Annotated in this window: 17 protein-coding genes; 10 read left to right on the top strand and 7 right to left on the bottom strand. The window is 65.8% G+C overall.

What is annotated here, in order from left to right; genetic code table 11:
* Window positions 1-19: 19 nt before the first annotated feature.
* The 5 genes from HYG81_RS34610 to HYG81_RS34590 all read right to left on the bottom strand — a co-directional run bounded on the left by HYG81_RS34610 (window position 20) and on the right by HYG81_RS34590 (window position 7,386).
* A complete protein-coding gene (locus HYG81_RS34610) occupies window positions 20-1,360 on the bottom strand; it encodes an outer membrane protein assembly factor BamB family protein (protein WP_180840708.1) in 1,341 nt (446 codons plus the stop codon).
* 268 nt (window positions 1,361-1,628) lie between these two features.
* Window positions 1,629-2,282, bottom strand: coding sequence for a MaoC family dehydratase (locus HYG81_RS34605; protein WP_180840707.1), 654 nt, complete (start codon window positions 2,280-2,282; stop codon window positions 1,629-1,631).
* A gap of 235 nt (window positions 2,283-2,517) precedes the next feature.
* Window positions 2,518-3,345 (bottom strand): alpha/beta fold hydrolase, encoded by an 828-nt coding sequence (locus tag HYG81_RS34600; RefSeq protein ID WP_180840706.1) that lies wholly within the window; start codon window positions 3,343-3,345, stop codon window positions 2,518-2,520.
* A 92-nt stretch (window positions 3,346-3,437) separates the two neighbouring features.
* Complete coding sequence (locus HYG81_RS34595) at window positions 3,438-5,033, bottom strand: uracil-xanthine permease family protein (protein WP_180840705.1); 1,596 nt, start codon at window positions 5,031-5,033, stop codon at window positions 3,438-3,440.
* Between the two features lie 91 nt (window positions 5,034-5,124).
* Window positions 5,125-7,386, bottom strand: a complete 2,262-nt coding sequence (locus HYG81_RS34590; RefSeq protein WP_180840704.1) for a VWA domain-containing protein — start codon at window positions 7,384-7,386, stop codon at window positions 5,125-5,127.
* A 34-nt stretch (window positions 7,387-7,420) separates the two neighbouring features.
* Here HYG81_RS34590 and cobN point away from each other — a divergent pair, with 34 nt between their 5' ends.
* The 3 genes from cobN to HYG81_RS34575 are packed head-to-tail and all read left to right on the top strand — an operon-like array spanning window position 7,421 to window position 12,901.
* Entirely contained in the window at window positions 7,421-11,317 is a 3,897-nt protein-coding gene (cobN, locus tag HYG81_RS34585) for a cobaltochelatase subunit CobN (RefSeq protein ID WP_180840703.1), read from the top strand.
* The gene (locus HYG81_RS34580; protein WP_180840702.1) at window positions 11,310-12,071 is read left to right on the top strand and encodes a precorrin-8X methylmutase; all 762 of its coding nucleotides are present in this window, start codon (window positions 11,310-11,312) and stop codon (window positions 12,069-12,071) included. The genes cobN and HYG81_RS34580 overlap by 8 nt, the downstream gene beginning before the upstream one ends.
* Window positions 12,068-12,901: a cobalt-precorrin-7 (C(5))-methyltransferase gene (locus HYG81_RS34575; RefSeq protein ID WP_180840701.1), complete on the top strand. Its 834-nt coding sequence runs from the start codon at window positions 12,068-12,070 to the stop codon at window positions 12,899-12,901. The genes HYG81_RS34580 and HYG81_RS34575 overlap by 4 nt, the downstream gene beginning before the upstream one ends.
* Window positions 12,902-13,133: 232 nt before the next feature.
* Here the strand turns inward: HYG81_RS34575 and HYG81_RS34570 are convergent, their stop codons facing one another.
* On the bottom strand, window positions 13,134-13,301 hold the full coding sequence (locus HYG81_RS34570) for a hypothetical protein (RefSeq protein ID WP_180840700.1): 168 nt from the start codon (window positions 13,299-13,301) through the stop codon (window positions 13,134-13,136).
* Window positions 13,302-13,361: 60 nt separating this feature from the next.
* A complete protein-coding gene (locus HYG81_RS34565; protein ID WP_180840699.1) occupies window positions 13,362-13,919 on the bottom strand; it encodes a DUF1802 family protein in 558 nt (185 codons plus the stop codon).
* A gap of 237 nt (window positions 13,920-14,156) precedes the next feature.
* On the opposite strand from HYG81_RS34565, the gene HYG81_RS34560 reads away from it, so the two are divergent.
* The 7 genes from HYG81_RS34560 to HYG81_RS34530 all read left to right on the top strand — a co-directional run bounded on the left by HYG81_RS34560 (window position 14,157) and on the right by HYG81_RS34530 (window position 20,970).
* Entirely contained in the window at window positions 14,157-15,473 is a 1,317-nt protein-coding gene (locus HYG81_RS34560; RefSeq protein WP_180840698.1) for a cobyrinic acid a,c-diamide synthase, read from the top strand.
* A 72-nt stretch (window positions 15,474-15,545) separates the two neighbouring features.
* The gene (locus tag HYG81_RS34555; protein ID WP_180843047.1) at window positions 15,546-16,328 is read left to right on the top strand and encodes a beta-ketoacyl-ACP reductase; all 783 of its coding nucleotides are present in this window, start codon (window positions 15,546-15,548) and stop codon (window positions 16,326-16,328) included.
* Between the two features lie 232 nt (window positions 16,329-16,560).
* Window positions 16,561-17,193, top strand: coding sequence for a precorrin-6Y C5,15-methyltransferase (decarboxylating) subunit CbiT (gene cbiT / locus HYG81_RS34550; protein WP_180840697.1), 633 nt, complete (start codon window positions 16,561-16,563; stop codon window positions 17,191-17,193).
* Window positions 17,190-18,002, top strand: coding sequence for a cobalt-factor II C(20)-methyltransferase (locus HYG81_RS34545; RefSeq protein ID WP_180840696.1), 813 nt, complete (start codon window positions 17,190-17,192; stop codon window positions 18,000-18,002). The genes cbiT and HYG81_RS34545 overlap by 4 nt, the downstream gene beginning before the upstream one ends.
* A complete protein-coding gene (locus HYG81_RS34540; RefSeq protein ID WP_180840695.1) occupies window positions 17,999-18,895 on the top strand; it encodes a cobalt-precorrin-4/precorrin-4 C(11)-methyltransferase in 897 nt (298 codons plus the stop codon). Before HYG81_RS34545 ends, HYG81_RS34540 begins: the two co-directional genes overlap by 4 nt.
* Before the next feature lie 204 nt (window positions 18,896-19,099).
* Window positions 19,100-20,098, top strand: a complete 999-nt coding sequence (cbiG, locus tag HYG81_RS34535) for a cobalt-precorrin 5A hydrolase (RefSeq protein ID WP_180840694.1) — start codon at window positions 19,100-19,102, stop codon at window positions 20,096-20,098.
* Entirely contained in the window at window positions 20,095-20,970 is an 876-nt protein-coding gene (locus HYG81_RS34530) for a precorrin-3B C(17)-methyltransferase (protein ID WP_180840693.1), read from the top strand. The genes cbiG and HYG81_RS34530 overlap by 4 nt, the downstream gene beginning before the upstream one ends.
* Window positions 20,971-20,974 lie beyond the last annotated feature (4 nt).

Genomic DNA, 20,974 nt, shown 5'->3' with positions numbered 1-20,974 from the left:
ACCGCCGCCAGTCGGCCGCTCACTCAGCGGCGACGAGCTTGTAGCCGCCGCCGTCGGTATCGATATCCTCGTCGGACTGGTCCTCGCCGTCTTCCGGCGGATTTGGTGCGCGTTCGGCGTAGTAGATGGCGCCGTCGATCACGCGCGGCGTACTCGTGACCACGCCGTCGTTGTCGACCTCCCAGATCAGCTCACCGGTGCGTTTCTCGAGCGCATAGAGTGTGGTGTCCTTCGAACCGACGAGCACCCGCTGGTTGCAGACGGTCGGACAGCCCGTGATCGCGAGGTCGGTTTCGAACGACCAGTGTCGCTCGCCCGACTGCGCGTCGAGCGCGTACAGGTTACCGTCGTGGCTCCCGATGAAGACCGTATCCAGTTCGGGATCAAGCGCCGGCCCCGACATCACCAGATCCCCCGTTTTGAACGACCAGTCTTCGGTGCCGTCCTCGAGGTTCACCCGGTAGACGTTGTGATCCCACGAGCCGAAGTAGGCCCCGCCGTCGTAGGTCGCGATCGGCCCCTTGATCTCGCTGTCGTTGTCGGTTCGGTCCTCGGTCTCGAACGACCAGGCGAACTCAAGGTCGGGGTAGCGCCATCCGTACAGGTTGCCGTCGTTCGATCCACAGACCAGATGACCGGATTCGGGATCGATCGCCGGCGTCGAGTGCGGGTGGTCCGTCGGTCGCCCCTCGGGGTCTTCCCAGACGACCGATCCGTCCGCTGCGTCGACCACGAACGTACTTCCCTCGGGATCGTAATATTCGACGGCGATGACGATGGTGCCGTCGTGATAGAGCGGGCTCGAGCCGATGGCGTCGCCGAGGTCCTGTCGCCATTCGATGTCACCGGTCTCGAGGTCGACGGCGTAGAGCACCCCGTCGTACGCGCCGACGTACGCGCGACCATCGGCGATCGCAGGGGTTCCGTGGATGCCGCGGCTGTCGGTGTCCGTCCCGATGCGCCAGCGCTCGGTACCGTCGGCGTCGAGGGCGACGAGATATCCCGTATCGCCGGGAAAGACGAGACCGCCGTCCGGTAAGGGGACAGCGCTGGCCTTCGCGGCTCCGTGGGAGCCCGTATTGAGTCGGTCGAGCCGCCACTCCCGTTCGACCTCGTCGGGAACCGTGGCGTCGGGATAGTACCCCCATCGCTCGAGCGAGTGCCTGAACTGGGCAACGCCGTCGGGAACGGTCTGCTCGAGGCCGGTATTTACCAAGGGGATTTCGTCCGTTCCGCGTTGACCGAGACAGCCCGCGATCCCGGCGGTCGCAACCGTCGCAGTGCCGACGGCCTGGAGTATCCGGCGCCGACTGTGTGCCGTCTCGAATCGCCCGTCGACGGCATGTGAATGGTCTGTCATCGTCACGACGGTCTCACTCGAAGGGTACCAGCTTTGTGTTCTTCGCGACGAGTCTCCGTGCTGATATGCCGTCGGCTGTAACCGGCCGTGAAATTCGACGACCTCATCAATCGAGTCCGTCGCACTGGTTGTATCCGAACGGAGAGTGACCGCTATCCGCCCTGTCGTACCAACGCTCGGTCGCTCATATCGCTCGGCGTCCGGAGTTTCGATTGCGGAACGGGTGACCGGCGTTGACGCTCCCCGTCGACTCGCCTCGAGCGACGCGTTACTCGTCGGGCAGTTCGTTGATGATGACGACGGCCTCGCCGTCGATGACCGTCTCGTCGTCCTCGTTGACGACCGTCGTCTGCAGCCGGTACCGATCGCTGCCCAGATCCTCGACGATCTCGCACTCGGCGGTGACCGCCTCGCCGATCCGAACCGGTCCCGTGAACTCGAGGTCCTGTGAGAGGTAGACCGTCACCCCGGGGAGGCGGGCCAGCGCGGCACTGATCGTGCCGGCTACGAGCGTCCCGTGGACGATCCGGCCCCCGAACTGGGTGTCTTCGGCGAACTCTGGCTCGAGGTGAAGCCGGTTCGTGTCGCCGGAAACCTGTGCGAACGCAGTGACGTCGGCGTCCATAATCGGTTTCGTGAATCGGACGTAGTCACCGACGCCGAGGGTGTTGAAGTTATCGGTCGACCGTTCCATGACCCAGTTCTCGTCGCCGAACGCGACTTCGACGGCCGGCGTCGATGTCGTCGTGTCCATGTCCGGCTGGGTGGCGGACGCCTCGCTCGAGCGTGTCAATCCCATCGCCGCGAGGAAGGCGTTGTTGGCCTCGACGTAGCTGTTGAAGACGTGTTTCGAGATACTGGTCCAGTGCTCAGTTGCCGGAGCGGAGTCGACGCTATCGGTGTCCGTACATTGGCTACTCATTGCTTTGGTTCTGGGTCGGAGTGTCATTCGAGTGACCTGCCGATTCCGCACGTGTGTACCACAGTCGCTGCCTTCGTGGTATCGCCAAATCACGTTGGGCTGCCAACTGTGACTCTCGTGAGCGTTGACGAGCGACTCCGGACAGCGATCGGTGTCGACTGCGACTGACGGGATACCTGCGCGAGCCATTCACCGAAGCGGTCCGGCGAATCGATCCCTGACAGGGAGTGATCGCCTACGCAGCAGGGAGGTCCTCGAGAAAGTCGGTGGCCGCCGCGTTGAACGCTCGCGGCCGATCCTGATTGACGAGATGGCCCGACTCCGTCAGCTCGAGTTGCGTGCCGTCGGCGACGGCCGAGGCGATCTGTCGCCCCTGTCGCTTGACCAGCGGTGCCTCCTGCTCGCCGTGGACGACGAGCGTCGGCGTTTCGATACCCGATAGCTCGGGCGGCTCGTACCGGTAGAGCGCATCGAATATCTTCCGAAACTCGGCCGAGGGAATGTCGCCGACGCCATCGATCGCGGCGGCCCTGGTCTCGGGGTCGACCGACAGCCACCGCTCGCCGGTCGTCGCCTGGATCGAACAGAGCATCGAGCGGAAGGTTGCCTCCGACCCCGAAACCGACAGCGACGCGGCCAGCGCGGGCATCGGCGACCAGAACGGCTTCACTCCCGCCGGCAGCTCCACGGGGGGCATCGATCGTACTGCTCCGCCCAGAATCGCACCCGCCGTGTCGTCGGGGTGGCGATCGAGATACTCCTGAACGACCATCGACCCCAGCGAGAGCCCACAGAGGATCGGCCGCTCGATTTCGAGTCGCGAGAGCAGCGCCTCGAGGTCGTCGGTAAAGAGCCCGATCGAGTACTGATCGGGATCCGTCACACCGGTATTGCCGTGGCCTCGCACGTCGATTGTGACGACCCGATAGTCGTCGGCGAAGCGTTCGATCTGTGGCTCCCAGGCCGTGCCGTCCATCCAGCCGCCGTGGACGAACACCAGCGGCGGCCCATCACCGCTCGTCTCATACCAGATGGTCCCGTCGTCAAGGTCGAGTTCTGCCATACCCTGTCTGGGGTCCGCTCGCTCTTACAATGACTGGTTGCACCATCTCGCTGTACCGAACCGAACGACCTTGCTCGAGTCGCCGTCGACGCTCAGTTCTCGCGGTTCGATCCGGTCCGAATCCAGCGGTCCCAGAACGAGTCGAACTCGGATTCGTCTTCGGTGAGCCGGTCCCACTGCGCGAGGCCGCGTTCCTCGCGACTGCCCGGGACCGTGTTGTCGAGGATGAGCGCCGCGAGCCCGCCGACGGCCATCCCGGTCGAGCCGATGATATAGACGGTATCGATGACGGCCTGTGCCGCGGTTTCGATCGGAGCCGCGACGGCCGTGTTCGTGAGCCCAGCCGCATCGACTAGCGACGTAACCGCCGCCTCAAGGCCGACGCTCTCGCGAAACGCGATCGTGCTCTCGAAGTTGCCCATGTACGCCGGGATCGCCAGCCCGACGAAGAGGGCGAAGCCGATGATGAAGGTGTTCCGCGAGGAGTCGAGGTCGACGTGGCGCAGGTTCGAGATCCCGACGGCGACGATCTGGCCGAACATGGCGATGAAGAGGCCGCCGACGATCGGATCGGGAATCGTCACGATCAGCTGGCCGAAGTAGCCGACGAAGCCGACGACGAGCATGATAGCGGCCCCGATCTGGACGACGTATCTCGAGGCGACGCCGGTGAGCCCGATCGCACCGATGTTCTCGGAGTAGGAGGTCGAGCCGGCGGTGCCCATGATGCCCGAGAAGACGTTCATCAGCCCTTCCATGCCGATGCCGTGGTTGATCCGCTTGGCGCTCGGAGCGCCCGACCCCGTGATGTTCGCCACCGCGTAGTAGTCGCCGATGCTCTCGACGATCGAGGCCAGCACCCCGGCGAACATCCCGACGACGAAGGCGGTCGTGATCTGGGGGACACCCCACTGGAACGGATAGATCGGCATGATCGGCTGCGTGTTCGCAACTGCGCCGAGATCGACGAATCCCGGATGACCGCTGCCGATCACGCCGAGTACCGACAGCGCTGCGGCGGTGGCCCAGGCGATGACCAGCGCCAGAATGACCGGGTAGAGTCGAAACGCCCTGTGTTTGACGTCGAGATACTGCGAGAACAGGAGGATCAGTCCGAGCGTGAGCCCGAGCAGCGGCCAGCTCTGGTTCGGCGTGGTGATCTGCGACGCGCCGAACAGCGAGAGACCGATCAGTGCGATTGTCGGCGCGATGACGACCGGCGAGAGGAACCGGCGGAGTTTCCCGACCAGTCCGAAGTAGCCCATCGCGACCTCGACGATGGCGGCGACGATGATCGCTCCCTGTAACTGGAGCAACGCGGCCTCCCAACTCGGCTGTCCCGAGACGCCGCCGGCGGTAACGACCCCGACGATGGCCAGCGCGGGTGCGAGCATCGAGAACGGCGCGCCCTGCACGATCGGATACCGGTTCCCGAACGTCGTCTGGGCGAGCGTCGCGATCCCGGAGACGACGAAGAACGTCCCGACGAACCGCGCGGTCACGCCGGGATAGTCCGTCATTCCCATCGCACTCGCCAGGATCAGCGGCACTGCGATGTTCGCACCGACCATCGTCAGGTAGTGTTGAATCCCCAGCACTATCGATTCGCCGAGCGGTGGCTGCTCCTCGATTCCGTATGCGATATCGTCATCGACTGATTCGTCGGCGACTGTCTCATCCCCCGTCATGGATTCTCGTCGGAGAACGATCAGGGGTGTTCAAAGGAGTGTTGGTCCGCCCTCGTCGACTTTGCTCGAGAGCGCCACCTCGAGAACCGTCCTATCGCTCCGTCTCGTCGGCCGCAGTCTCGGCGGCAGCCCGAATGGTCTCGACCGAGAGCGACTCGAGGGCCACCAGTTCGCCCCCGGTTTCGCTCGCGACGAGTTCCGAGAGGCCGGCGCGGGAGTCGTCGCCGGCGTCGACCACGATCACTCGAGTGTCGCCCGTTGCGAGCGCTCGAGCCGCGGTTCGCGTCGCATTCGTCGGACTCCCGTCGGCGACGTTCGCCCGCCCGTCGGTGACGAGGACGACGACCGAGGCGTCGGTGTCGGCGCGCTCGAGGACGCGTCTCGAGGTCTCGAGACCTGCCGGAAGTGGCGTCCGGTCGCCCGAAGGGAGGTTCTTCAGGTGGCGAGCGGCCAGCGAGACGCTGTCGGTCGGCGGAAGCAGGACGTCGGCGTCCTCGCCGGCGAAGGCGACGAAGGAAACCTGATCGCGGTGTTCGTAACTGTCGCGCAGGAGCTCGAGGACGACGCCTTTCGCAGTTCGCATCGCCGGCCGCATCGAGGCACTGGCGTCGACGGCGAAGACGATCGTCACCGACGTCTCGCCGGTGCGGACGGACTGCCGGAGGTCCCGTTCACCGACTCGTGACTCCCCGCGGGATGCGGCCGATCGCACCGACGCTGCGGCGTCGATTGGCCCCTCGCCGGACGCGGGTTCGGTACGGATGCGAGCGCCCCGGTTGTCCGTGCTCGGTGCCGTGCTCGCCCGCGTTCCCGTCGCGGTCGCGCTCTCGCTCTCGTTTCTCTCGGCGGTCGGCGTCTCGATGTCCGGTGCCCGCGCCTCACCGATGGCCGCGCGTCGCTGGCCGGGAACCAGCGGCTGGGCGGTTTCGTCCTCGCCATCGTCTTCGGATGACTCGTCCGATTCCGAGTCGTGCTCGCTCGAGTCGTCGTCCGAACTCCCGTCACCGGTGTCAGCACCGGTATCAGCGGACGACCGGTTCGGTGATGCCGGTCGGTCGCCGCCCTCCGGTCGCTGTTCGGAACCGGCGTCGCCGTCATCACCGTCGGATGTGGAATCAGTTCGGTCGCTCGAGTCGTCGCCGTTCCCATCGTTTCCGTCGCCGGATCCGTCGTCTCCGCTCGCCTCGCGATCACCGCGCTCGTCTCCGTCTCCCGTTTCGGGTTCGGACTCCGAATCTCCGTCGTCACGTCCATCACCGTCGTCCGCGTCACTTCCGTCGGACTCGTTTCCCTCCCCCTCCTCCGGCGATTCCTCGTCGAACCGATCCTCGAGCAACTCGTCGAGATCCGGTTCGTCCTCGAAGGGGGTGCTCCGGAGGCGATGCGGGAGCGCGTACGTCGCGGCCTCGTGGATATCGGGCTCGATGACGGTCGCCCGACCCTCGAGCGCGGCCAGCGTCATGGCAGTCCGCGCGGTGGCGACGTCACCCCGGTGGCCGTCGACACCGGCCTCGAGACAGAGTTCGGCGATCTTTTCTTTGAACTCGGCTGGGAGGTCGACGCTCGAGAGGCGATCCCGGGCCGCGGCCAGGTCGTCGCGCAGTGTCTCGACCTCGTCGGCGTACTCCGTTCGCGGATCGCGAGTGCCGCCAGCGCCGCCGTCGGCCTCGAGTGCGCGGTCGATAATTTCGACGCGGTCGTCGATCTCGCGACAACCCTCGACGGTGGCCTGGAGGGCGAACCGGTCTCGCAGTTGGGGGCGCAGGTCTCCCTCCTCGGGGTTCATCGTGCCGATCAGGGTGAAGTTCGCGGGGTGAGAGACGCTGATCCCGTCGCGCTCGACGGTGTTGACGCCGCTCGCGGCCGAGTCGAGGACGACGTCGACGAGGTGGTCGTCCAGCAGGTTGACCTCGTCGACGTAGAGGATGCCGCGGTTCGCGCGAGCCAGCAGGCCGGGATCGAAGTCGGCCTCGCCGGCGAGCGCGTCCTCGACCGAGAGGGTGCCGACGACGCGGTCCCGAGTCGCGCCCAGCGGGAGCGTGACGAGCGGGACCGATCGCGTCTCGACCGGCAGCTCGTCGGGGTCGCGTTCGCGGCAGTCCTCGCACTGCAGATCGGGGTCGTCGGGCGAACAGCCGTACTGGCAGTCGGCGACGGCCCGCTGTTCGGGGAGGAGATCGATGAGCGCCCGAACGGCGGTCGACTTCGCGGTTCCCTTCTCGCCGACGATCAGGGCCCCGTCGAGGCCGTCGTTGGCCGCGACGGCGAGCAGCACGCGCTTCAGTTCGTCCTGTCCGACGATCGCCGGAAAGGGGAGTGACGACAGCTTTTTGCCCCCGGCGTTTGCAACCATACTTGCGCTAATACAACCAGGGTTTAAAAGAACGATGACACGGATCGGGATCTACACTGCGACGGAGAACGAACTCGGCTCGATCGGCCGGGCCGCACAGCGCCTCGAGGGGATCGAGCTGGTCGTCCGCTCGGAGAGCGACCTCGAGGACGAGGCCGACGTCGAGGAGTTCGTCGAGGAATTGCACGACGCCACGGCGGCGATCTTCTGGCTGCACGGTGCCGAGGACAGCATGCCAGGCTACGACTACGCGACGGGCGCGCTCGAGGAGGCGGGCGTCCCGCTGATCGTCAAGGCGACCGGCGACGCCTTCGCGTTCGAAGATACGACGGTTTCGGCGGCCCACCGAGACCGCGTCTACGACTACCTCGAGAAAGGCGGGACGGTCAACGTCGCGAACCTGTGTCGGTTCCTCGCCGCCGAGTACGAGGGACGGAACCTCGAATACGACGATCCCACCGAACTGCCGACGGAGGGCGTTTACCACCCCAACCACCCGGGAATCGAGTACGAAGAACTACTCGCGACCCACGACCCCGACAAACCGACGGTCGCGGTCTGGTTCTACGAGTCCCACTGGACCCACGAGAACACCCGGTACGTGGACGCACAGGTCCGGGCGCTCGAGGAACAGGGGGCCAATGCCCTGCCGATTTTCTGTAACCCGGCGACCGATACGGAGGAACAGGAAGACGCCGAGTGGGTGACGGATAACTGGCTAATCGACAGCGACGGACAGTCCATCGTCGACGCCGTGCTCTCCTCGTTCATGTTCTCCCTCTCGATGGACGAGCGAGGCCGCAGCGCCGACGACGAAGGCAGTTCCGCGGAGGACGTCTTCCTCGATCGGCTCGGCGTCCCCGTTCTGCAGACGGTCACCACGATGCGCTCGCGATCGCGCTACGAATCCAGTGACACGGGCGTGATGGGCTTCGAACTCGCCCTCTCCGTGGCGCTGCCGGAGTTCGACGGGAACGTGATCACGCACCCCATCTCGGGGAAGGAACGTACCGACGACGAGGCCGGCATCGGCTCCGCGCCAAAACACCACTTCCCGATCGAGGACCGGATCGACCACGCGACGCGGCTCGCGGTCAACTGGGCCGAGTTGCGACATACGCCCAACGAGGACAAGCAGGTCGCCGTGGTCCTCCACAACTACCCGCCGAGCGACGACGGGATCGGGACCGCGTTCGGTCTCGATTCGCCCGAGTCGACGGTCAACCTGCTCGAGGAACTCGACTCTCGGGGGTACGACCTCGGCGACAACATGCCCGAGGACGGCCAGACGCTCGTCGAGAAGCTGACCGCACAGCTCACGCTCGAGGACCGGTGGGTCGCACCCGAGGACGTCCGCGACCTCTCGGTCGACGTCGTTTCACCGGACACCTACGAGCGGTGGTTCGCCGACGCTGACGAGCGTTTTCAAGAGAACATCATCGAGGAGTGGGGAGAGGTCCCCGACCGCCCGTTCGCGATTCCGGGCGTCGAGTTCGGGAACGTTCTCGTCACGGTCCAGCCCCCGCGCGGATTCGGGATGGATCCCTCGAAGGTCTACCACGACTCGAACCTGCAGCCTCCGCACGACTACTACGCCTTCTACGGCTGGCTGCGCAACAGCTTCGAGACCGATGCGGTGGTCCATCTGGGGACCCACGGCAGCCTCGAGTGGCTCCCCGGCAAGACCGTCGGCCTGAACGGCGAGAGCGCGCCGGATCAGCTGATCGACGACATTCCGAACGTCTACCCGTATATCGTCAATAATCCCGGCGAGGGAACGCAGGCCAAGCGGCGCTCGTACGCGGCGATCGTCGACTACCTCACGCCCGTCATGCGAAACGCAGGGACGTACGACGAACTATCCGAACTCGAGGAACTCGCCAACCAGTACCGCGAAGCCGGGATGGAGGACGCTCGAGCGGACGACGGCGAACACCTCGCGGACCTCATGCGCGAGAAAGTCGAAGAGCTCGATCTCGCCGTCGAGCTCGGTATTACCGGCACGATCGAGGAGAAGGTCGACGTCCGCGGGCCCGATGAAGCAGGTTCGAGCCTCGCTGAAGGCGAAGTAGCGGGCGACGAGGTCAACATCGACGAACTGGTCGAACGCATCCACGAGTACCTCACGGACGTGAAGACGACCCAGATCCGGCTGGGCTTGCATACGATGTCAGAACCGCCGGAGGACGAGCGCCTGACCGAGTACCTGGTCGCGCTCACCCGGCTCGAGAACCCCGGCGCACCGAGCCTGCGCGAGAGCATCGCCGGCGCGCTCGGCGTCGACTATCAAACGATGCTCGACTCGCCCGGCGAGTACGCCGAAGACCTCGGGATGACCTACGCCGAGGCCGCAGACATCGTCTACGAGACCAGCGTCGAACTGATCGAAACGCTCGCGGAACACGATTTCGACGTGCCGAAATCCGAACGTGAGGCCGGCCCCAACGACGAGGTGAACGTCAACCTCCTGATCGTCGACCTCGAGACGATCGGCAACGGGCGCGCGAAGTCGGGTGCCCACAACGATCTGCGGAAGGCCCTCGCGTACATCTGCGAGGAGGCCCAGCCGCGCGTGCAGGGGGCCGAGGACGAGATTCCCAGAACCGCGGACGCCCTCTCGGGCGAGTACGTGCCGCCTGGCGGATCGGGCGCACCCACCCGCGGCGGCGTCGATCTGCTACCCACCGCGCGGAACTTCTACACGCTCGACCCGCGCAAGGTGCCCGCGAAGGCAGCCTGGCAGATCGGGAGCGAGGTCGCGGAGGGCGTGCTCGAGCGCCACCACGACGAAAACGACGAGTATCCCGAGGAGATCGGCGTCGTCGCCTGGGGGACGCCGACCGTGCGCACCCGCGGCGAGACCATCGCCCAGGTGCTCGCGATGATGGGCGTCGAGCCCCGGTGGACCGACGCGGGTCGAATCGACGACGTCGAACCGATCCCGCTCGAGGAACTGGATCGACCGCGAATCGACGTGACGACGCGCGTCTCCGGCCTCTTTCGCGACGCGTTCCCGGCGGCTGCGGGGGTCATCCACGACGCCGTCGACGCCGTCGTCGACCTCGACGAACCCCACGAGCTGAACTACGTCAAAAAGCACGTCGAGGAGGAGCAGGCGGAACTCGAGGAGGAGGAAGGCCTCGACGAATCGGACGCGCGAAAGGCGGCCAAACACCGCGTCTTCACGACCCGGCCGGGCGGCTACGGCGCCGGGACGAACAAGGCCGTCGACGAGGGCAACTGGGACGACCGCTCGGACCTCGCCGAGGTGTACGTCCAGTGGGGCGGCTACGCGATGGGCTCGAGAGGGCGCGTCTCAGATGCCCACGCATCCTTCGAGCGCCGCCTCTCGAGCGTCGACGCGACGGTCAAGATCGAGGACACGATGGAGCAAGACGAGTTCGACTCCTCGGACTGGTACGCCTTCCACGGCGGCTTCATCTCCGCCGTGAGCGAGATTTCGGGCGCAGAGCCCGCTTCCTACGTCGGCGACTCCTCGGACCCGGACAACGTCGACGTCTACACGAACGAGGAGAAGGTCCGCAAGGCGATGCGCTCGCGCGTGCTGAATCCGGACTGGCTCGAGTCCATGGAGGAACACGGCTACAAGGGCGCGGGCGACCTCTCGACGACCGTCGACGTAACGCTGGGCTGGGACGCGACCACCGGGGTCGTCTCGGATACGCTGTGGGAGGAGGTCGCCGAGAAGTTCGCCTTCGACGAGGATCGCCAGGACTGGATGCGCGACGTCAACCCGTGGGCGCTCGAGTCAATCACGGACACCTTGCTCGAGGCCATCGAGCGCGATCTCTGGGACGCCGAGGACGAAACAGTCGACCAGCTTCGGGACCTGAACCTCGAGGTCGAGGGTGACCTCGAGGCGCGGACGACTAACAAGGCCGTCGGTGCGGAGGTAGTCAACGATGACTGAACAAGAGTTTGAGAACGAGTACGCCGATCTGGGTGCAACGACGCAGAACGCGATGGACATCGCGGAGACGAGCATGGACATCGTCCGGCAGTTCGTGCCGGACGAGACGCTGGCCGACCGAATCCGACAGAAGTCGGTTCACTCGATGGGTGACATCGAGTTCCAGCACCTGATCGAGTTCACCGGCAGCGACGCGCTCGGTGATGACGAGGACGCGCCGGTTCGGGCCGGCGCTCGAGCCGTGCTCGACGAGGCGACCATCGTGACCGACATCACGATGTCGAAGGCCGGCATCACCGGTCGCGGGCACAACTGCGAGAAGCGCAAGGCGATCGGCAACGGGGCCGAGCTGGCCGAGGAGACGGGAATGACCCGAACCGCGGCCTCGGTGCTCGAGCTCGACAAACAGGGCGTCTACGACGGCTCGATCGCGACGATCGGCAACGCGCCGACGGCCGCCTTCGCGCTGGCTGACTGCATCGAGGACGGTACCCGACCTGCCGTGATCGTCGCGACCCCCGTCGGCTTCGTCAAGGCAGAAGAGAGTCGCCAGCGCATCCGCGAGGTCAGCGAGGCGTACGACGTGCCGGCGATCACCAACGTCGGCCGCCGCGGTGGCAGCGGACTCGCCGCCGCCCTGACGAACGAACTGATTCACGTCGCGAAAGACGTCCGGACCGACGACCTCGAGTTGGAGCTCGACGCCGAGGCTCGAGCAGCCCGGAATCGGGGCGACGCCACCGAGGACGAATGAGCGGCGAATACGACCTCGAGAGCGGACCGGATCCGGCGACGTTCGCAGCCGAGGCAGCGGAGCCAGATATCGATGAAGAGACGGACGACCCGGTCTACGCCGTCGGCGTCGGGCCGGGGAATCTGGAGTATCTCACCCCGCGGGGCGAACGCGCGATCCGCGAGGCGGACGTCGTCGTCGGCTTCACGACCGTCGTGGAGTTCGTCGAGGAGCTGACCGACGCCGACCTGCTGACCTGTGGGTACAAGGACGAGGCCGAAGCCCTCGAGGCGTTCGGCGAGCGCATCGCCGCCGGCGAGTCGGGAACTGCGGTCGCGATGGGTGACCCGAACCACTCGGGCTACCAGTTCGTCGGAAAAGTGCAGGACGCCGTGGAACGGAGTTCCACGAGCTCTGACTCGCAGGCTCGTCAGGACGCAGTCGAGTGCGAGGCTCCCGAAACCCCGATCCGCGTGGTTCCGGGTATTTCATCGATCCAGCTGGCCGCCAGCCGCGCCCGGACGCCGATGGAGGACACCGAGTTCGTCACGCTCCACAAGAGCGGCGACCTCGAGGCGGACATGGACCGCCTCGCGAGCGCGGTCGACGAGCGCCACCTGCTCGTCCTCCCGCGGCCGTACGACCGGATGCCCGGCGACATCGCCGAATTCCTGCTCGAGGCGGGGGCCGAGCCCGGTCTTGAGGCGCTAGTGCTCGAGAAGTTGACTCACGACGACGAACAGATCAACCGATTCACGCTCGCGGAGCTGGCGGAACACGCCGGCGGGAGCGGGAAAGACGACACGCCGTTCTCCGATCTGGTCGTGCTCGCGGTTCGCCAACCGGTATAGCCGTACACGTGGTGGCGCGCGCTGTTGTGCGGTTCGCCGACGGCGAACCGCGCGACGACTATGCGCGAGGGATGAGGACCGCAGCGACCGGTGGGAGCGAGGACCGCAATCGGCTGGGGAGGGTGTGGCAATTCCGTGTTGCCAGAACGAGCAGCACGCTACCCGTCGCCGTATCCGTCACTCCGTTCGGCCGCGCGAAAACAGTGGCTACTCGTCGCCTTCGTATGGCCCGCTACTCGTCGCCCTCGTATTCGCGAAGCACCGTCGACACGGTGTTCGATACCTCCTCGAGCGCGACGGCGTTGGTCTTCCTGAGGTCGTCGTCGTCCTGCGCCTCACCCAGGTGTCGAAGCGCCTGCCGAAGGTGCCGTTCGGTCTCCGTTCCGTGTTCCCCACTCATAGTTCGAGCGCCGGGTCGTAACCGACTCGAGCGGTTAAGTTCGTCGGTGGTGCGGATCGATCACTCGAGCGCGTCTCGAATCGCCGCGCGGCGTTCGGCGAACGTCGCGTCGTCCAAGACAGGAGTCGACGACTCGAGGTCGATATCGACCGCGTCGGCCAGTTTGATCCAGGCGCGACAGCCCCGGTAGCTGTCCCGTTCCTCGATGAGCCGCGGCGACTCGAGCGTCGACACACGGAGTAACAGCACTCGAAGGTCGTCGTCCGAACCGTACTTGTCGCGCAGGCCGTCGGGGGTGTAGACGTAGTGGCGTGCGAGGGAGGCGAGGTCGTCGCTCGAGACGGTGTACTCCTCGCGGACCTCGGCAATAGCGCGGATCGGAACGCCGCCGTCCGGTTTGGCGCTCGCTCGATGGTAGTACTCCTCGTATCCGGACTGGTAGCGATCCGGCTCCTGATGCGTGTAGGCCGGATAGAGCACGAACCGGTCGTCGATCGTTCCGGGGTCGAGGGTGGGATGTCGAACGAGCACCGTCTGAGAGCCGTCAGCGAGGGCAGTGACCACGCCGGCGCGCTCTTTCAGCGCGGGGATCAGGGTCGTCGATTCGGTCGTACGCATTCGCCCTGCCCAACGCGAACGACTCTCAATTGCGTTTCGACTTTTCGTCCGAACACTCCGCTCGTCCGGCTGTCTCGGACGACTCGAGGGTGGGAGAGGACGCCACCGTACCCTCGATGCCACCGACGCATTCAAGTCGAGTTGTCCTAACTCAACTACAATGATGTTTGTGGACGCCGCGGCTATCGCGGACGAACGGATCGCTGAGACGACCGAGCGCGTCCCGGAGCGGCAGCGATGAAGGGATTCGTCCTCGGCGGCGTCAGTTCCGGCGTCGGGAAGACGGTCGCGACGCTGTCGATTATGCAGGCGCTCGAGGACGCCGGCCACGAGGTCCAGCCCGCCAAAGCGGGACCGGACTTCATCGACCCGAGCCATCACGAGGCGATCGCGGGCCGACCCTCCCGTACGCTCGATCGCTGGCTCGAGGGCGAGGACGGCCTCCGCCGGAATTACCGGCGCGGCGAGGGCGACATCTGCGTCGTCGAGGGCGTGATGGGGCTCTACGACGGCGACGGCTCGAGCACCGCGATGGTGGCCGAATCGCTCGAGCTGCCGGTGGTCCTCGTCGTCGACGCGAAGGCGGGCATGGAGAGCGTCGCGGCGACCGCGCTGGGATTCCGCGAGTACGCCGCCACCATCGGCCGCGACATCGAGGTCGCGGGCGTCGTTGCCCAGCGAGCCCACGGCGGTCGCCACGAGCAGGGGATCCGCGACGCGCTGCCCGACGACCTCGCGTACTTCGGTCGAATCCCGCCGAACGACGACCTCGAGATTCCGGATCGGCACCTCGGGCTCGAGATGGGCGAGGAGGCGGCGCTGCCGAAAACGGCGTTACGGGCGGCCGCCGAATCGCTCGCCGCCGATCGGCTGGCGGACGTCGCGAGGGAACCGCCAGTCCCCGAGACGCCGATCGAATCCGTGGAGTCGGTCGATGCCACGGTCGCCGTCGCCAGCGACGCCGCGTTCTGTTTCCGATATCCGGCGACGATCGAGCGGTTCCGCGAGCGAGCCGACACCGTGGCGTTCTCGCCGGTCGCAGGCGACGCTGTCCCGGACGCGGACGCCGTCTACCTCCCCGGCGGCTACCCCGAACTCCACGCCGCGGCACTCGAGTCGGCGGGGACCCTCTCGGAACTCGGCGACCTCGCGGCCGACGGATTGCCGGTGCTCGGTGAGTGCGGCGGCCTGATGGCGATGGGCCAGTCGCTGACGACGGCCGAGGGCGAACGGAGCGAGATGGCCGGCATTCTCCCTGCAGACGTCACCATGCACGACCGCTATCAGGCACTGGATCACGTCGAACTCGAGGCCACCGAAGGGATGCTGACCGCACACGCCGGGGAGACGATTCGCGGTCACGAGTTCCACTACTCGAGCGCCGCGGTCGACGGCGACGCCCGATTCGCCTTCGAGACGGTGCGCGGCGACGGCATCGACGGCGACCACGACGGGCTGACCGAGTACGATTCGCTCGGCACCTACGTTCACGTCCATCCGGAGAGCGGGGCGTTCGATCGGTTCCTTGAGCGTGCCGATTCGGGGTGGGAGTGACCGGCGAAGCGACGTTCACGCGCTCGGGAAAACGGTCAAATAACTATTACAGATGCCGCCGTAGGTGCTGGTATAGCCGAAACCGTCCAGCGACTCGAGCCCTTGGAGCGACGTCCGCTGACCGACCGAACCTGTCTCGTCACGGGATCGTCTCGCGGGATCGGTCGCGAGATCGCGTTCGAACTCGCTCGCTGCGGTGCCGACGTGGCGGTGAACTACCGTTCGTCTGACGCACAGGCACGGGAGGTGACGGAGATTATCGAGGAAAACGGTGAAAAAGCGGTCCCCGTGCAGGCGGACATCTCCGAGCCGGCACAGGTCGAGCGAATGGCCCAGAAAGTCCACGACGAACTGGGGGCGATCGACGTCCTCGTCAACAACGCGGGGATCACCATCGATCGAACGTTCGAGGAGATGTCCTACGACGACTGGCGAACCGTCATCGACGTCAACCTGAACGGGACGTTCAATTGCACAAAGGCGTTCTACGACGACATCAAAACGTCCGATAACGGGCGACTGATCAACATCTCGAGCGTCGTCGGCCAGCAGGGCAACTATGGACAGGCAAACTACGCGACGTCGAAAGGCGGCCTGTTCGCGTTCACCCGGACGCTGTCGCTGGAACTCGCCAGTCATGGCACGACAGCGAACTGCGTCGCGCCGGGGTTCACGGAGACGGACATGCTCGAGAAGGTCCCCGAACGGGTCCGAAACAAGATCCTCGAGGACATCCCGCTGGATCGGTTCGCCACGACCGAGGACATCGTGGGGATGATCCGGTTTCTCACCGGCGATCAGGCGGAGTACATGACCGGACAGGTCATCGGAATCAACGGCGGGATGGAGTGGTAACGATTAGGTGACCGCGTCGGTCCGGTTCAACGGTCGTTCGCCCGTGCGGTGGCTGCGTCCTGCGCTGCGGATATAGCTCGTGACCTCGGTTTTCGATCGTCCCTTCGCTCCGAGCGAACAGTCGGTTTGTATTTAACAACTCGTGTTGTTCTACCCCAACTCCACCTTGACAATTGTAGTTGTCCTACTCCAAACAAAATTGTTTTAGGGACGGACTCTGTTCCAACTGGTGATGCCACCCATCGCGCTTCCACACGATGCGAAAGCCGGACCCACCAAGTCGGAGGTCCGCGCCGTCGTCCACTCGAAGCTCGCGCTCGAGCCGGACGACCACTTCGCGGAGGTCGGCTCCTGTACGGGGGCCGTTACGATCGAAGCCGCACAGCGGGCCGGACGGGTGACCGCACTCGAGCGGAAACCCGAGCGGCTCGAGACGACGGAGAAGAACCTGGCCGCGAACGAGGGATCCGTCCGGGCGGCCGTCGAACTGCGGAACGCGGAAGCGCCCGAGGGGCTGCCCGACGACGCCGACGCGCTCTTTCTGGGCGGGAGCCGGAACTTCGAGGCGGTGCTCGATCACGCCGTCGACACCGAGATCGACCGCGTGATCATGAACGTCTCGCGCCTCGAGGTCGCCGGCGAGGCAACCGAGGCCTTCCGCGAGCGGGACCTGCTCGAGGAGGTCGTCCAATTCCAGGTGAGCCACGGTTACGAACTCGCCGGCGCGACGAGTTTCAACTCGGACAACCCGGTGTACATGCTGGTCGGGAGCGCGACCCCTGACGAGGACGCAGATGACGAAGACAGCAAGAAAGTTGCCGCAGACGGAAGCGGCGAGACGCGGACGGAGGGTACCGACCGATGACGCTGTACGGCGTCGGACTCGGCCCCGGCGAGGCTGATCTCGTGACGGTTCGCGGGAAGGAGATCCTCGAGGAGTGCGACGTGGTCTACTCGCCGGGTCGCCTGTCGCGGACGGTCGCGTTGAAACACGTCGACGAATCGAAGATCGGGGACCTGGACTTCCCGATGACGAAAGACGAGGAGAAGCTGCGAACGGCGTGGAAGGCGGCCGCGGCGGAGATTGCCCCGAACGCACGCGACGGCGACGTCGCCTTCGTGACGCTGGGCGATCCGAACGTCTACTCGACGTTTGGACACCTGCGTCGGACGATCGACGCCTTTCATCCGGGTGTTGAACTGGAAATCGTCCCCGGCGTGAGCGCGGTGACGGCGTTCGCGACCGCGATGGGGGTCGAGATCGAAGCCGGCGCTGGTCTCTCGCTGCGGGAGGCCGCGTCCGGCCACAGTCCCACGGGTCCGGATCGGATGATCCTGTTCAAGGTCACCGACGCGCCCGCGACCCATGAGGGGCTCCTCGAGGCCGGCTACGACGTGACCTACGGCCGGCGGCTGTTCATGGAGCAGGGCGAGACGATCGTCACGGACGATCCCGCAGAAATCGACGAGCGGGATTACTACACGTTGGCGTACGCCGAGAAGGACGGCCTCGAGGTCGAGCAGGCGACGGCTGCCTTTCAGACCGACGACTCCGACGCCTCGAGTGAAGACGACTCACCAGCGAGCGGTGAGCCAGTGACGGATGGTGGTGAATTGCGCGATCTCGAGCTCGCAGAGGGCTGTGAAGGTGGCGACTGTGGAGGACACCGATGACTGACGACACACCGAACGACCCGCAGGACGCGATCGATTCGCAGGGCGAACGCCGCCGCGAGGAACTCGACGACCGGATCTTCGACCACAGCGCCGGCGACGAACAGGAGGGGATTCCCTTCGTCGGCGCCGGCCCCGGCAACCCACGCTTGCTGACCGTCGCCGGGAAGGAACTGCTCGAGGAGGCCGACCTCGTCGTTCACGCGGGCTCGCTGGTCAACAGCGAACTCCTCGACGAGTACTGTGCCCACGCCGAACTGGTGAACTCCGTCGGAAAGGACCTCGAGGAACTGATCCCCCTCATGAGAGACGCCTATGAGGACGGCGATAACGTCGTCCGCCTGCACAGCGGCGACCCCGCCATCTACGGCGCGGCGCTCGAGCAGATGGACGCGCTGGAACACGAGGGCGTCCCGACTCACTTCGTGCCGGGCGTCACGTCGGCGTTCGCGGCCAGCGCGACGCTGCGAACGCAATTGACGCTCAACGAAGTCTCGAACCACGTCGCGTTCACCCGGCCGCAGGGGAAGACTCTGACCCCGGAAGAGGACCACATCTCCGACTTCGTCGAGATGGGCGACGTGACGACCTGCATCTATCTGGGGACTCACGCGGTTCGGGACACGATGGATCGGCTGCTCGAGGACGAGCACGACCCCGAGACGCCGGTCGCGGTGATCTACCACGCCTCCTGGCCGGACGAGGACGTCATTATCGGCTCGATCGGCGACATCGCGGACAAGGTCGAGGAGGCGGGGTATCGCGCCTCGGCGCTGGTCGTCATCGGCGACGCGGTGACCGGCGCGGGCTATGAACGATCCTTCCTCTACGGCGACTGGGCCAACCGCGGCTCTTCGGATAGTTCGGCCGAAACGGAGGCGAGCGATGACTGAATCGCAGTGGCACTACCGCAAACACGCCGAAAGCCCCTGCCTCGCTCGATCGGTTGCGGCTCGCTGCGGTCCTCGCTCCGCTGCGGTCCTTACTTCGCCTCACCGGATCGACCGAGGCAGCCCCTTTCAGTCCCACCCCCGCGGTGGACTGGACGGATCGATAGAACGTGGACAAGACAATTTCGCTACGATAGAGGTTTCACAATGAGTTCAGGAACTGAGAACACAGACGGTACAGGCGACTCGAGTACGGATTCCGGCGGCGGCCACTGTTCGACGGCGGACAGTGATGGCGAAGTCGCCGAAGAGATCGCGATCATCTCCTTCGGCCGGAAGATGGATACCGCCGAGGAGATCAAAGGCGAGATCGGCGATCGCTACGAGGCGATCGATATCATCGAGTACCACGGCGACGTCTTCGAGGAGCACTGGGGCGAGTACGACTGCTTTATCGGCCTGATGGCGAGCGGGATCGCGATGCGGAAGACGGCCCACCTGCTCGATGACAAGTGGGAGGACCCCGCGATCTGCGTCGTCGACGAGGAACTGACGTGGGCCATCCCGATCACGGGCGGCCACCACGGCGCGAACCAGGTCGCACAGGACCTCGCGACGATGGGCGCGATTCCGGCGATGACTACCGCCTCGGAGGCGGCCGGCAAGCAGGGCGTCGAGTCCCGCGCGAAGGCGATGGACACTCACGTCGTCAACGGCGACTCGACGGTGAAGACGAACCTCGCCGTTCTCGACGAGAACCTCGGTCCCGTTGCCCGACTCGAGGGACCGAAGGCCGTCCTCGTCGGCAACGACGTGACGGTTCTCAAGCGGAACAAGAACGACGGCATCGTGATCGGCACCGGCAGCGTCTCCGGCGCGAGCAAAGGGGCGTTCCTCGCTGCGTGGGAGGAAGCCCTCGAGCAGACCGACTACGGCTTCGACGACGTGGAGTTCGTCGGCACCGCGACCCGGAAGGAAGACGAGGAGGGACTGCTCGAGGCGGCACAGGAACTCGACCTCGGCGTGGTCGCCTTCGACAAGGAGACCCTGCTCGCACACGAGGGGCCGACGCCTTCCAAATCGAAGGAACTGATCGGCTGGCCCGGCGTCTCCGAGGCCTCCGCGATCGCGGGCGGGGCCGAGCAGGAGCTGGTCCTCGAGAAAATTGGCTACGAAAACGAGGTCACGGTGGCGATCGGTCGATGAGTACCGAGGAGACAACCGCTGGCACCGACAGCGGAACCCCCGACGACCACGGCACCCTCTACGTCGTCGGTATCGGCCCCGGCCTGCCCGACCACATGACCAAGCGGGCCAAGGAGGTCATCGAATCGTCGGAAGTCGTCATCGCCTCGAGCCTCTACCAGGAGTTCCTGCGCGACGACGGGACGCTGCTGCCAGAGGAGCAAACGGATGAGGACGGGATCGCGGTTCGAGACGACGGCTTCGAACAGGAGATCATCCGCTCGACGATGGGGCGGCAGATCGAACTCGCTCGAGCGGCGTTCGACCACGTCCGAGAGGGGAAGGACGTGGCCCACGTCTCGGGCGGCGATCCGTCGGTCTACGGCAAGTCCGATCTGATCTTCAAGATGGCCGACGAGGACGACGCCACCGATATTCCGATCGAGATCGTCCCCGGTCTGACGGCGGCGCTGGGCGGCTCGGCGAACGTCGGCGCGCCGCTGTGTAACGACTTCTGTACGGTCTCGCTGTCGGACAAGTGGCGCGGCTGGGACGAGATCGAGGAGAAGCTCCGCGCGGCCGCGATCAGCGGCTTCGTGATCGTCCTCTACAACTGCTGGCGCAACTACGAGCAGGCCGTCGAAATCGTCCGCGAGGAGCGGACCGACGACGCCGCCGTGGCTATCGTCAACGACGCCGGCCGCGCGGATGCCGGCCGCAACGGCGAGAGCCAGTTTATCACCACCCTCGGCGAGGCCGCCGACCACGACGACAAGGTCTCCGGGATGGGCACCTCGCTGATCATCGGCAACCACGAGACAGAGACCTGGCGCAACGACGACCGAACGTACCTCGTCACCCCGCGCGGCGGGCGTGACGTCGACGACTTCTGAGACC

The sequence above is a fragment of the Natrinema zhouii genome (assembly GCF_013456555.2).
Taxonomy (GTDB): Archaea; Halobacteriota; Halobacteria; order Halobacteriales; family Natrialbaceae; genus Natrinema; species Natrinema zhouii.
The sequence above is the reverse complement of the archived record's forward strand: the minus strand, read 5'-3'. Positions and strand labels throughout refer to the sequence as shown.